Below are 12244 nucleotides of genomic sequence, written 5' to 3' on the forward strand. Positions count from 1 at the left end.
GGCCCCTTGTGGCCCATGGGGGCGGGGGGGGGGGGGGGCGGGGGGGGGGGGCGGGGGGGGGGGGGGGGGCCCCCCCCCCCCCCCCCCCCCGGCCGCTCCCTGTCGCGGGACTCGCGCAGGTCGACGGAGGATCACCGACCGGTCTCGCCGGGACACCGCTGTTCCCTCTTCGAGACGCACCTGCAACACCCCGTACCGCACGTTCCGGACCCCTGCGACGTCACAGTCGGTGAAACGACGTCAACCGTCACAGGGGGTACCCAGGATGAAGTGGCACGGGACACGACGACCGGTCGGGATGGTGCTGGCGCTGACCGCGGCGAGCGGTCTGCTGCTCAGCGGGTGCAGCGGGGAGGACGGCGGGGCGGATGCCACGTCGGCCGACCACGGCCGCACCCGGGATGTGCCCCGCCCCGGCCCTGACGGCCCCGGCCGGTACGAGGGCGGTGAGCCCGAGGGCGAGCAGGAGTCCCGCGAGGTGGCGCCCGAACCCGGCCACCTGTCGACCTTCGCACTGGACGTCGACACCGCCTCCTACGGCTACGCCCGCCGCACCCTCGCCGAGGGACGGCTGCCCGACCCGTCGACCGTGCGTCCCGAGGAGTTCGTCAACAGCTTCCGCCAGGACTACCCGCGCCCCGACGGCGACGGCTTCACCGTCACCGTGGACGGCGCCCGCACCGACGAGGACGACTGGTCACTGGTCCGGGTGGGTCTCGCCACCCGGGCGGCCGAGCGGGACGCCGACCGGCCGCCCGCCGCCCTCACGTTCGTCGTCGACATCTCCGGCTCGATGGCCGAACCGGGCCGGCTCGACCTGGCCCGCGAGGCCCTCGGCACCATGACCGACCGGTTGCGCGACGACGACTCCGTCGCGCTCGTCACCTTCAGCGACGAGGCGGAGACCGTCCTGCCGATGACCCGGCTCGGCGGCCGCCGGGGGACGGTCCACGACGCCGTCGACAGCCTGGAGCCCGCCGACTCCACCAACCTCGAGGCCGGGGTGGAGACCGGGTACGGGACCGCCGTGGACGGGCTGCGCGAGGGCGCCACCAACCGGGTCGTGCTGGTGTCCGACGCCCTCGCCAACACCGGCGAGACGGAGGCGGAGGCGATCCTGGAGCGCATCTCGGCCTCCCGCCGCGAGCACGGCATCACGCTGTTCGGCGTCGGCGTCGGCAGCGACTACGGCGACGCGCTCATGGAACAGCTCGCCGACGAGGGCGACGGCCACACCGTGTACGTGTCCGACAAGGCGGACGCCCGCGAGGTGTTCTGCGAGCAGCTGCCACGCAACATCGAGCTCACGGCCCGCGACGCCAAGGCGCAGGTGGCCTTCGACCCGGAGACGGTCGCCGAGTTCCGTCTGGTCGGCTACGACAACCGCCGGGTCGCCGACGAGGACTTCCGCGACGACCGGGTCGACGGCGGAGAGGTGGGCCCCGGTCACACCGTGACCGCCCTGTACGCGGTGCGCACCCGTCCCGGCGCCGAGGGGCACCTCGCCACGGCGACCGTGCGCTACCTGGACCCCGGCAGCCGCACGCCGCACGAGGAGTCCGGCGACCTGGAGACCGGCGGACTCGTCGACTCGGTGTGGGAGGCGCGGCGCGGGCTGACGGTCACGGCCACCGCCGCCTACTTCGCCGACGCGCTGCGCTCCCCCGGCCGGCGCGACAGCGACCTGCCGGGCGCCCCGGGGCTCGGCGAGCTGTCCGAGCGGGCCGAGTCGCTGGCAGGCCGGACCGAGGACGCGGACGTGCGTGAGCTGGCGGAGGCGATCCGTACGGCGGACCGGCTGGACTGATCCGCCCCGGCCCGTTGACTCGTCCTTACGCATGGGTAAGTTTACTCCCGAGTAAGTAACTAGGGACAGCACCAGCACAGCATCAGCCGCGACCGGGAGCCGTCATGGGCGTACGCAAGGATCTGAAACGGGCGAAGCGACGGGCCGATCTGGCGGGCCGTACCACGGTGGAGACGGTCAGGGACGAGCACGGAGTCGTCCGGGAGGCCCGCACCGAGGCGCTGGCCGCGCGCCCCGCCACGGGGAGCACCGCCGACATCCCGTTCACCAACGCGGCCGAGGCCCCGGACGCGGTCGTGCTGCGGAGGCAGGAGGAGGGCGTCTGGCGTCCGGTCACGGCGGCGGCCTTCGCCGGGGAGGTCACCGCCGTGGCCAAGGGGCTGGTCGCCGCCGGTCTCGAGCCGGGTGACCGGGTCGCCGTGATGTCCCGCACGCGGTACGAGTGGACGCTTGTGGACTTCGCCGTCTGGGCGGCCGGCGGGCAGACCGTGCCGGTGTACCCGACGTCCTCGCCGGACCAGGTGGAGTGGATCGTCCGGGACTCCGGCGCCCGGTACGTCGTCACGGAGACCGCCGGCAACACCGCCGCCGTCCGGACGGGCACCGCCGACCTGCCCTCGCCGCCGCGCGTGTGGGAGCTGGACGGCGGCGCCGTGACGGACCTGGTCACGCGGGGCCGGGACGTGCCGGACGAGGAGGTCACCAAGCGCCGTACCGCCCTCACCCCGGACACCGTGGCGACCGTCTGCTACACCTCCGGCACCACGGGACGTCCCAAGGGCTGCGTACTCACCCACGCCAACCTGTACGCCGAGGCCGCGAACACGGTCGAACTGCTGCACCCCGTGTTCAGGGCGGTCACCGACCAGGTCGCCTCGACGCTGCTGTTCCTGCCGCTCGCCCACATCCTGGGCCGCACCCTGCAGATCTCCTGTCTGATGGCGCGCATCGAGACCGGGCACTGCCCGAGCATCAAGCCGGACGAACTGCGGCCCGCGCTCAAGGCGTTCCGCCCGACGTTCGTGGTGGGCGTGCCCTACCTCTTCGAGAAGATCCACGACACGGGCCGGGCCACCGCCGAGAAGATCGGGCGCGGCGCCTCCTTCGAGCGCGCCCACCGCCTCGCCGTGCGGTTCGGCCAGGCCCACCTCGACCGCTTCCTGGGGCGCGGCAAGGGTCCCGGACCCGGCCTGTACGCCGCGTGGGCGCTGTACGACCTGCTGGTCTACCGCCGGGTCCGCAAGGAGCTCGGCGGGCGCCTGCGGTACGCGATCAGCGGCGGCTCCCCGCTGGAGCGCGACCTCAACCTGTTCTTCTACGCGGCCGGCGTCATGGTGTACGAGGGGTACGGTCTGACCGAGACGACGGCCGCCGCCACCATCGTCCCGCCGCTGGGTCCCCGCCCCGGCACGGTCGGCATCCCGGTCCCGGGCACGGCGGTGCGCATCGCCGACGACGGCGAGGTGCACATCAAGGGCGGCATCGTCTTCGGCGCCTACTGGAACAACGCCGACGCCACCGAAGAGGTCCTGGACGACGGCTGGTTCGCCACCGGAGACCTCGGTGCGCTGGACGAGGACGGTTATCTGACCATCACGGGCCGCAAGAAGGACCTCATCGTCACCTCCGGCGGCAAGAACGTCTCCCCCGCCCTGCTGGAGGACCGGCTGCGCAGCAGGCCCCCCGTCGCCCAGTGCCTCGTCGTCGGCGACAACCGGCCTTTCGTGGCCGCGCTGGTCACCCTGGACCCGGAGACCGTCGCGCACTGGCTGTCGGTGCGCGGGATGCCCGCCGACACGCCGCTGTCCGAGGTGGTCCGCGACCCCCGGATGCGCGCCGACGTGCAGAAGGCCGTGGACTACGCCAACGAGGCCGTCTCCCGCGCGGAGTCCATCCGCAAGTTCACCGTCGTGGAGGGCGAGTTCACCGAGGAGAACGGCCTGCTGACCCCGTCGCTGAAGGTCAAGCGGAAGGCGGCGCAGGAGGCGTACGCGAAGGAGATCGCGGCGCTGTACGCGTGAGCCGGGCGGTCGGGGCCGTCAGGGGCCGTCAGCGCAGGTCGAGCCGCATCAGCACGCGCGGGTGGCCGGCCAGGACGGACGTGGTGTCGGCGGCGTGGGTGAAGCCCGCCCGCTCGAAGTTCTTGCGGAGCCCGGCGTACGCCATGGTCAGGTCGACGCGGGCGTCGCCGTTGTCGAGCGGGTAGGCCTCGACGGCGGGGGCGCCCTGCGCGCGGGCGTACGCGACGGCGCCGGCGATCAGGGCGTGCGAGAGGCCCTCGCCGCGGTGGCCGGGGCGGACCCGCACGCACCACAGCGACCAGACCGGCAGGTCGTCGACGTACGGGATCTTGCGGTTGCGGGCGAAGGAGGTGTCGGCGCGCGGGGCGACGGCGGCCCAGCCGACGGGCACGCCGTCGTCGTGGGCGAGCACGCCGAGCGGGGTTCCGGCGCGGAGCAGTCCGGCGACGTGCTCCCCTCGGGCGGGACCCCTCAGTTCCCGGTTGAGCTTGGAGGGGATGCGGTAGCTCAGGCACCAGCAGACGTTCGCCTGCGGGGACTTGGGACCGAGTACGGCACGGACGTCCTCGAACTCCGTGGCCGGGCGGACGTCGACGCTCATGGGCCCACGATGTCACGTCCGGCCCGCCGGCGCCTCCGTACGAACGGCGCCGGCGGGCCCTGGCGTCAGTGCGCGGCCGGGGTCTCCTTCAGGAAGTCCGCCAGGCCTTCGAGGAGGCGGTCGACGTCCTCGTCGGAGGTGTAGGGCGCGAGACCGACGCGGAGACCGCCGGTGTCACCGAGACCGAGGTGGCGGGACGCCTCCAGGGCGTAGAAGTGGCTGGAGGGCGCATGGACGTTCCGCCCGGCGAGGAAGCGGTAGGCGTCCTCGGTGCGGCGGCCGTCGAACGTGATCAGCAGGGTCGGGGTGCGCCGGGCCGCCCGGGAGTGGACGGTCACCCCGTCGAGGGCCGCGAGTCCCTTCTCCAGGCGGGCCCGCAACCGCCCCTCGTGCTCCTCGATCGCCTCGTAGGCGGCGGCGAGCCGGGTCCTGCGGTCGCCGTCCGGCAGCCCGCCGAGACCGGCCAGGAAGTCGACGGCCGCGCGGGTGCCGGCGAGGAACTCGTAGGGCAGCGTGCCCAGCTCGAACCGTTCGGGCACCGTGTCGGCCGAGGGCAGCAGCTTCTCCGGGCGCAGGGTCTCCAGCAGCTCCGGGTCGGCGGCCAGCACGCCGTGGTGCGGGCCGAGGAACTTGTACGGCGAGCACACGTAGAAGTCCGCGCCGAGCGCCCGGACGTCGACCGGCGCGTGCGCCGTGTGGTGCACACCGTCGACGTACAGCAGGGCGCCCGCGTCGTGGACGAGGCGCGCGATCTCGGCGACCGGGGGCTTCGTGCCGATGAGGTTGGAAGCGGCGGTGACCGCGACCAGCCGGGTGCGCGCCGAGAGCTGGGCGCGGATGTGGTCGGCGGTGAGTTCGCCGGTGGCCGGGTCGAAGTCGGCGCGGCGGACGGTGACTCCGGCGCGTTCGGCGGCCTGCACCCAGGGGCGGATGTTGGCGTCGTGGTCGAGCCGCGTGACGACCACCTCGTCACCGGGCTGCCAGCCTGCGGCGAGGGTGCGGGCGAAGTCGTAGGTGAGCTGGGTGGCGCTGCGGCCGAAGACGATGCCCGCCGGGTCGGCGCCGAGCAGGTCGGCCATGGCGCGGCGCGCCTCGGCGACGAGGGTGTCGGCGTGGCGCTCGCCGGGGAGCAGGCTGCCCCGGTTGGACAGCGGCCGTGCCAGGGCGTCGGCGATCGCCTCGATGACGGGGCGCGGTGTCTGGGTGCCGCCGGGGCCGTCGAAGTGAGCGGTGCCCGAGGCCAGCGCGGGGATGTCGGCGCGCAGGGCGGTGAGGTCGTACGTCACGGGAGCTTCCTGGAGGTCGGAGGGCGGTCAGGCGGTGGGGGCGTCGGGCGCCGGGGACCGCGGGGCCGTGGGCGGCGGCGCCGACGGCTGCGGAGGCCGGGGCGCCGACGGTTCGGGGGCCGGGGGCTGCGGTGCGGGCGGGTCGGTGAGCTGTTCGCGCAGGTAGTTCCAGACGACCGCGATCAGGGCGGCGACCGGCACGGCGAGCAGGCTGCCGACGATGCCGGCCAGGCTGCCACCCAGCGTCACCGCGAGCAGGACGACGGCGGCGTGCAGCCCGAGACCGCGGCTCTGGATGATCGGCTGGAACACGTTGCCCTCGAGCTGCTGCACGACGATGATCACGGCCAGTACGAGCAGCGCGTTGACCACCCCGTTGGACACCAGCGCGATCAGCACGGCGACGAGCCCGGCGAACAGGGCGCCGATGATGGGCACGAACGCGGACACGAAGGTCAGGACCGCCAGCGGCAGAACCAGGGGCACGTCGAGGATCCACAGGCCGATGCCGATGAGCACGCCGTCGATGAGACCGACCAGCGCCTGCGACCGGACGAACGAGCCGAGGGTGTTCCAGCAGCGGGCGGCGACGGCCGGCACGTCGGTGGCGAGCCGGCCGGGCAACTGGCGGCGCAGCCACGGAAGGAACCGCGGCCCGTCCTTCAGGAAGAAGAACATCAGGAAGAGCGCCAGCACGGCCGTGACGACGCCGCTGACGACGGTGCTCACCCCGGTGACGGCGGTGGTCGCGATGGACCCGGCGCTGTCCTGGAGGCGCGCGATGGTCGCGTCCAGGGCGGTGGAGATCTGCGCGTCGTCGATGTTCAGCGGCGGGCCCTCCGCCCAGTCGCGCAGTTTCTGCACGCCCGCGACGACACCGTCGCCGAGTTCGCCGGCCTCGGACGCGACGGGCACGGCGATGAGCGCCACGGTGCCCGCGCCGACCAGCAGGAACACCACGGTCACCAGGGAGGCGGCGACCGCGGGGCGCAGTCCGCGCCGCAGCAGCCAGCGGGTCGGCGGCCAGGTGAGCGTGGTGAGCAGCAGGCCGACCACCAGGGGCCAGACCACCGACCACATCCGGCCCAGCAGCCAGAGGGCCACTCCGGTCGCCACCAGGACCAGCAGCAGCTCGCCCGAGATACGTGCCGAGGTGCGCAGCGCGGCGCGGGTTTTACCGGCGTTCAACGAGGCAGACATGGTGGAACCTTATGGTGCCCACGGGGGCGCGCGGTGATCGCGGTGCACAACGGGCGGGCGCCGGCGGGCCGTCAGGCGGGTGCCGCCCCGGCCGGCGGGCCGGCGGGGGCGGCGTGCGGGAACCGTCAGTCGAACGGGTCGAGCGTCAGGGACGCCCCGCGCGGGTCGCCGTCGTGGACGAGCGACTCGTGGGCGCCGACGTCGTCGAAGGCGAAGGCGTACGCCTTCCCGTCGGCCATGTGCGCGTGGACGATCCGCGCGTAGTGGTTGGTGACCGGCTCCTGGTAGAAGCCGGCCGCGCTCCGGTCGGGCTGGTTCGGGTTGGCAAGCAGGGTGGTGCGGTTGAAGCCCGCGCACAGGGTGCGTGAGATGGGGCCGCGCACCTGGTCGTTGGGCGCGTCCAGGAGCCGGTGACAGCCGAAGACGGACGAGGCGTCGGGTTTCTGGAAGGTGGTGACCTCGTTGCCCGCGCCGTCCCTGAAGCGCAGCACTCCGCCGGAGACCCGCCCGGTGTACCGGACGTCGGGACGGTCGGCGAAGGGGGTGACGGTCAGGTCCGTGCCCGTGTACTTGTCCCAGACGCGGTTGACGTAGTCGTCCATGACCGACGCCGGGAGGGCGCCGGTCTCCACGCCGTACAGCGGGGACAGGGCGCGCAGCACGGTGCCGTCGGAGCGGGTCTGGACGAGGTTCGCCCAGCCGCCGGACTGTCCTCTGAGGGCGTTGAACACGCCGTTGTAGCCGCCGGGCCTGAGCCTGCCCGCGCTCAGCGTGCTGCCGTCGCCGCGCCGCACGCCGACCGTGTAGGGCGCGGAGAACATGTCGACCTGGGTGCTGTTGATCCACAGTCCGGAGTCGTTGAGCGTGTACTCGGACCAGTTGAAGAGGATGTCGCGGTTGGGGTCGGTGGGGTTCTGCACGGCGGGCTGCACGAGGCCGCCGGTGGTGAGGCGGAACTCCATCTTGCGGCCGTAGGAGAAGTAGATGCGGCCCGAGAACTTGGGGACCTGGATGGTGGTGGACCGACCGGGGGCCGGGCCCGGGATGGAGGCGTCGGGCGCGGGGGTGGGCGGGTTGCCGCCCGCGGGCCAGGGGTGGAAGGCGCCGCCGGCGTCGGCCCAGCCCTGGCGGCCGGACGACAGCTCGGTGCCGAGGTTGTAGATGTGGACCTGCTCGGCGCGGCCCGAGTTGTTGGTGATGGTCAGCGGGATGGTGGCCGGGACCGCGGCGTGTGCGGGGGACGGGACCCCGGCGGCGAGCCAGCCGCCGCCCAGCGCGGTCGCGATGCCCAGAGCGACGGCGGTGACCCGGCGTCTGAGGGTGCGCAGCATGGTCGTTCTCCGTTCGACGAGTGGCCGACTACGGGTATGAGAGCGCTCTCACGGAGCGTCCCGCCCTGGTATGGACCTGTCAACGGTTCAAGCAGAAGTTGAGGAGGAGAAGGTTCCGCATCCCCTGCCCGCGCCGGCCGGGGTCGCGGCTCAGTCGTGCCGGACGACGCCGTGCGCCGAGAAGCTGACGGGGCCGCGGGAGGTGAGGTCGCCGGGCGGGAAGCCGGGGTGATGGTCTCCCTGGACCCCTTCCGCCTCGCCCGGACGCGAGGCACTCGGACCCAGGGCCAGCCGGGAGACGATGCGGTAGCGGTCGCCCCGGTAGACGGAGTGGACGTACTCCACCGGACGCCCCTCGGTGTCGGTGGTGAGGCGCTCGAACAGCAGCGCCGGTGACAGCTCGGGCACGTCGAGCAGGTCCGCCTCCGCGCGGGTCACGACGGTCGGCTCGATGGACTGCACCGCCTCGCCGACCCGCACGCCGTGCCGGTCGCGGAAGTGCTCGTAGAGGTCGCCCTGTTCGAGCTCCACCTCGGTGAGGCCGGGCACCAGGGCGGCGGGGAGGTGCAGGTGCTCGATGGCCATGGGAGCGCCGTCCACCAGCCGCAGCCGGGCCGCGTACCGGACCTCGGCAGCCGGTGACACGCGCAGTCTGCGGCCCACGCGGGCGCCGGCCGGGAGGGTGCGGAACTCGAGGATGCGGCTGCTCCACTCGCCGGCGGCGCGAGCCACGGTGAACACGCTGTGCTCCGGGACCAGTTCCTGGGTGATCTTCTCGGCCGCCACGAACATGCCCCGGCCGTGTTCGCGCACCAGCAGCCCGGCGACCACGAGTTCGTCGACCGCGGCCCGCACGGTGGGACGTGAGACGCCGAGTTGGACGCAGAGGGCCCGCTCGGAGGGGATGGCGTCCCCGGGGCTGCGGGCCTCGACGAGTTCGAGGAGCGCGTCGCGCACCCGTTCCCGCTTGGCGAGGACCGGCCTGAGCTACGTGGGCGTCGAGGGCGCCGCGCGCAACGCGGCCGCCGAGACGCGCGGCAGGTCCTTCGACGCGGTCCGCGCGCAGGCCGCCCGCGTGTGGCGGGACGCCCTGGGCACCGTGCGGGTGGACGGCGGCACCCGGGACCAGCGGGTGAAGTTCTACACCGCGCTCTACCACGCGCTGCTGCACCCGAACGTCTTCGACGACGTCGGCGGGGAGTACCGCGGCTACGACGGCGCGGTCCACCGGGTCCGCCCGGGACACCACCACTACGTCACCTACGCGGGCTGGGACATCTACCGCAGTCAGGCCCAGCTGGTCGCGCTGCTGTTCCCCCGGGTCGGCAGCGACATCAACCAGTCGCTCACCGAGATGGCGCGGCAGACCGGCACCTGGCCCAACTGGCCGCACCTCAACCAGTCCCAGCAGAAGATGAGCGGCGACTCGCTGCAGTCGGTGGTCGCCTCGATCGACGCGTTCGGCGGCACGGACTACGACCGGCGCGCCGCGATGGAGTCGATGCGGTCGACGCAGACCCTGCCCGCCGACGCCACCCTGCGCCGGCACGCCTACCAGTACGCGACGGTCGGTTTCGTCGAGTCCCGCAAGGGCGACTCGGCGACCTCCAAGACGCTCGAGTACGCGGTGGACGACTTCGGTATCGCGCAGCTGGCGAAGCGGCTGGGCGACACGGAGACGTACGACCGGTTCATGGTGCGGGCGCAGAGCTGGCAGAACCTGTTCGACGACGTCGGCGGGCACATCCGGCCGCGTGAGCGTACGGGCTTCGACCGGAACTTCGACCTGGGTGAGCGGGGCAACCAGTTCGAGCAGGCGACCGGCTACCAGTACGGCTGGATGGTGCCGCACAACGTGGGCACGCTGGTCGAGAAGCGGGGCGGCGTCGAGGCCGCCCTGCGGGACCTGGACGAGCACACCCGTGAGCTGGACGCGGGCGTGTACGGCACGAAGGGCGCGTACCTGAGCAACCAGCCCAGCTTCACGATGCCGTTCGTGTACCACTGGCTGGGCCGGCCGGACCGCACCGGCGAGGTGCTGCGCCGCGCGGTGGACGAGATGTACGGCACCTCGGCGTCGGGGCTGCCCGGCAACGACGACCTCGGCTCGCTGAGCAGCTGGTACGTGTGGGCGAACATCGGTCTGTTCCCCGTCGTGCCGGGCACCGCCGACCTGGCGGTGAGCGGTCCCCTGTTCGAGCGGGTCGTGCTGGACAGCGCCGACAGCCGGCGCCGGATCACGCTGGACGCCCCCGGGGCGGCAGGGGCGCCGTACGTGGCGGCGCTGAAGGTCGACGGGCGGGCCACCACCCGCTCCTGGCTCCCCTCGGAGTTCGTCCGCGAGGGCGGCAGGCTCACCTTCCGGACGGCCGCGCGGCCCGGCGTCTGGGGTACCGGTGCGCGGGACGTGCCGCCGTCGTACACGGACGGTACCGACGCCCGGAACAACATCGGCACCACGCCGGACGGACACGGCGGCCTGGGGTCGCTGGACCTCAGTGACAACTCGCTGTCGCGGGAGCGGCTGGCCCAGGCCGGGGCGGCGCCGGGTGCGAGGCTGCCGCTGGGCGACACCGGCATCGAGTTCCTCTGGCCGGACGCCGGGCCGGGCGAGCCCGACAACTGGATACCGCACGGCCAGCGCGTCACGCTCGGCGGCCGGCCGGCCACGGGGATCTCCTTCCTGGGGCTGGCCACCAACGGTCCGTCGCAGGGCAGCGCGGTGGTCGAGTACACCGACGGGACCACGCAGACGGTGCCGGTCGGGTTCACCGACTGGACTCCGGGGACGGCCTACCAGTTCGGGAACGAGCCGCTGGTGACGACGACCGGCCGCAACCGGGCCGCGAGCGGTTCGGACACCGCGCAGACCAAGGTGTTCGGCACGCGTCCGGTGGCGCTGGACCCGGCGAAGCGGGTGGCCGCCGTCGTGCTGCCGACGGGCACCGACCGGGGGGTGATGCACGTCTTCGACGTGGCGCTCACCGACCGGCCGCTGCCGGGGGCCGGGCAGGACGGCTGACCGGCCTGCCGACTGGCCGACTGGCCGACTGGCCGACTGGCCGACTGGCCGACTGGCCGACGGGCCGGTTGCCCGGCCCGCTTGACGGAAGCCCTCGTTCCGATCGGAGCGGGGGCTTCCCTTGCCGTCGGCGGGCCGCTGCCGCAGGCTGGACGCATGGGTGCGAGCCCGACGCTCATCTCCTCCGTGCAGCGGGCCTTCCGGCTGCTGGAGGCGGCGAGCGCCCACGAGAACGGCGCGCCGGCCAAGCAGCTGGCGCGGGAGACCGGGCTGCCCCTGGGCACCGCCTACCATCTGCTGCGGACCCTGGTGCACGACGGCTACCTGCGGAAACTCGACGACGGCGGGTTCGTCCTGGGCGACCGGCTGCAGTCCCTGCATTCGGGCGGCCGGGACCAGGCGATGATCGGCCGGGTGCGGCCGGTCCTCTCCGCACTGCGGGACGAGCTGTCGAGCGCCGCCTACCTCACCTTGTACGAGGACGGCGAGATCCGGGTCTCCGAGATCGTGGACGGTCCGCGTGCCCCGCGGGTCGACCTGTGGGTGGGGTTCGAGGACGCCGGGCACGCCACCGCCCTCGGCAAGGCCGTGCTGCGGGAGCTGGAGGACGAGGAGCGCAAGGACTACCTGTCCCGGCACACGCTGAACGACCTCACCCCGCACACGGTCACCTCGGCCGCGGAACTGGTCCGCCGCCTGGACGCCGCCGAGGTCTCCCCGGCCGTGACGGACCTGGAGGAGTACGCGCTCGGCACGGTGTGCGTGGCGGTGCCGGTCTACAGCGGCAGCACGCTGGGCTCCATCGGCGTGTCCATGCCGCGCAGCCGGCTCGGCCGGCTCGGCGAGGTCCGCGACCGGCTCGTGCCCACCGCCGGCCGGGTCACCCGCACCCTGTCTCTCACTATGTGAAAATCATGTCCTTGTGATACCGGACACCATCACCTTTTCTTGAAAGAGCAGGCAATTCGGACACGCG

The 12244-nt window shown here is 73.3% G+C and carries 9 protein-coding genes; 4 read left to right on the plus strand and 5 right to left on the minus strand.

The features are described from left to right. Positions 1-265 precede the first annotated feature (265 nt). Together ACIF8S_RS07615 and ACIF8S_RS07620 are read left to right on the plus strand one after the other, a co-directional pair. A complete protein-coding gene (locus ACIF8S_RS07615) occupies positions 266-1807 on the plus strand; it encodes a von Willebrand factor type A domain-containing protein (protein ID WP_399997936.1) in 1542 nt (513 codons plus the stop codon). Positions 1808-1911: 104 nt separating this feature from the next. Then, positions 1912-3828 carry an AMP-dependent synthetase/ligase gene (locus ACIF8S_RS07620; protein WP_399997938.1) on the plus strand — a complete coding sequence of 639 codons (1917 nt, stop codon included), beginning with the start codon at positions 1912-1914 and terminating at the stop codon, positions 3826-3828. A gap of 28 nt (positions 3829-3856) precedes the next feature. Here ACIF8S_RS07620 and ACIF8S_RS07625 read toward each other — a convergent pair whose 3' ends face one another. The 5 genes from ACIF8S_RS07625 to ACIF8S_RS07645 form a co-directional block, all read right to left on the minus strand. Beyond that, on the minus strand, positions 3857-4429 hold the full coding sequence (locus ACIF8S_RS07625) for a GNAT family N-acetyltransferase (RefSeq protein ID WP_399997939.1): 573 nt from the start codon (positions 4427-4429) through the stop codon (positions 3857-3859). Between the two features lie 65 nt (positions 4430-4494). Next, a complete protein-coding gene (locus ACIF8S_RS07630; protein WP_399997941.1) occupies positions 4495-5715 on the minus strand; it encodes a cysteine desulfurase-like protein in 1221 nt (406 codons plus the stop codon). A gap of 27 nt (positions 5716-5742) precedes the next feature. Further along, positions 5743-6915 (minus strand): AI-2E family transporter, encoded by a 1173-nt coding sequence (locus ACIF8S_RS07635; protein WP_399997943.1) that lies wholly within the window; start codon positions 6913-6915, stop codon positions 5743-5745. 125 nt (positions 6916-7040) lie between these two features. Continuing rightward, entirely contained in the window at positions 7041-8246 is a 1206-nt protein-coding gene (locus ACIF8S_RS07640; RefSeq protein WP_399997945.1) for a glycoside hydrolase family 64 protein, read from the minus strand. Between the two features lie 150 nt (positions 8247-8396). After that, positions 8397-9203 (minus strand): GntR family transcriptional regulator, encoded by an 807-nt coding sequence (locus tag ACIF8S_RS07645; RefSeq protein ID WP_399997946.1) that lies wholly within the window; start codon positions 9201-9203, stop codon positions 8397-8399. A 10-nt stretch (positions 9204-9213) separates the two neighbouring features. Between ACIF8S_RS07645 and ACIF8S_RS07650 the strand changes: the two genes are divergently transcribed. Both ACIF8S_RS07650 and ACIF8S_RS07655 read left to right on the plus strand, forming a co-directional pair. Beyond that, complete coding sequence (locus ACIF8S_RS07650) at positions 9214-11268, plus strand: GH92 family glycosyl hydrolase (RefSeq protein WP_399997947.1); 2055 nt, start codon at positions 9214-9216, stop codon at positions 11266-11268. Between the two features lie 156 nt (positions 11269-11424). Next, positions 11425-12177: an IclR family transcriptional regulator gene (locus tag ACIF8S_RS07655; RefSeq protein ID WP_399997948.1), complete on the plus strand. Its 753-nt coding sequence runs from the start codon at positions 11425-11427 to the stop codon at positions 12175-12177. Positions 12178-12244 lie beyond the last annotated feature (67 nt).

This window comes from Streptomyces sp. NPDC085937 (genome assembly GCF_044540535.1).
GTDB lineage: Bacteria > Actinomycetota > Actinomycetes > Streptomycetales > Streptomycetaceae > Streptomyces.

Bases quoted from the DNA above. Each gene is read 5' to 3' on its own strand.
- ACIF8S_RS07615 (WP_399997936.1), top strand. From the start codon at position 266: ATGAAGTGGCACGGGACACGACGACCGGTCGGGATGGTGCTGGCGCTG.
- ACIF8S_RS07620 (WP_399997938.1), top strand. From the start codon at position 1,912: ATGGGCGTACGCAAGGATCTGAAACGGGCGAAGCGACGGGCCGATCTG.
- ACIF8S_RS07625 (WP_399997939.1), bottom strand. From the start codon at position 4,429: ATGAGCGTCGACGTCCGCCCGGCCACGGAGTTCGAGGACGTCCGTGCC.
- ACIF8S_RS07635 (WP_399997943.1), bottom strand. From the start codon at position 6,915: ATGTCTGCCTCGTTGAACGCCGGTAAAACCCGCGCCGCGCTGCGCACC.
- ACIF8S_RS07640 (WP_399997945.1), bottom strand. From the start codon at position 8,246: ATGCTGCGCACCCTCAGACGCCGGGTCACCGCCGTCGCTCTGGGCATC.
- ACIF8S_RS07655 (WP_399997948.1), top strand. From the start codon at position 11,425: ATGGGTGCGAGCCCGACGCTCATCTCCTCCGTGCAGCGGGCCTTCCGG.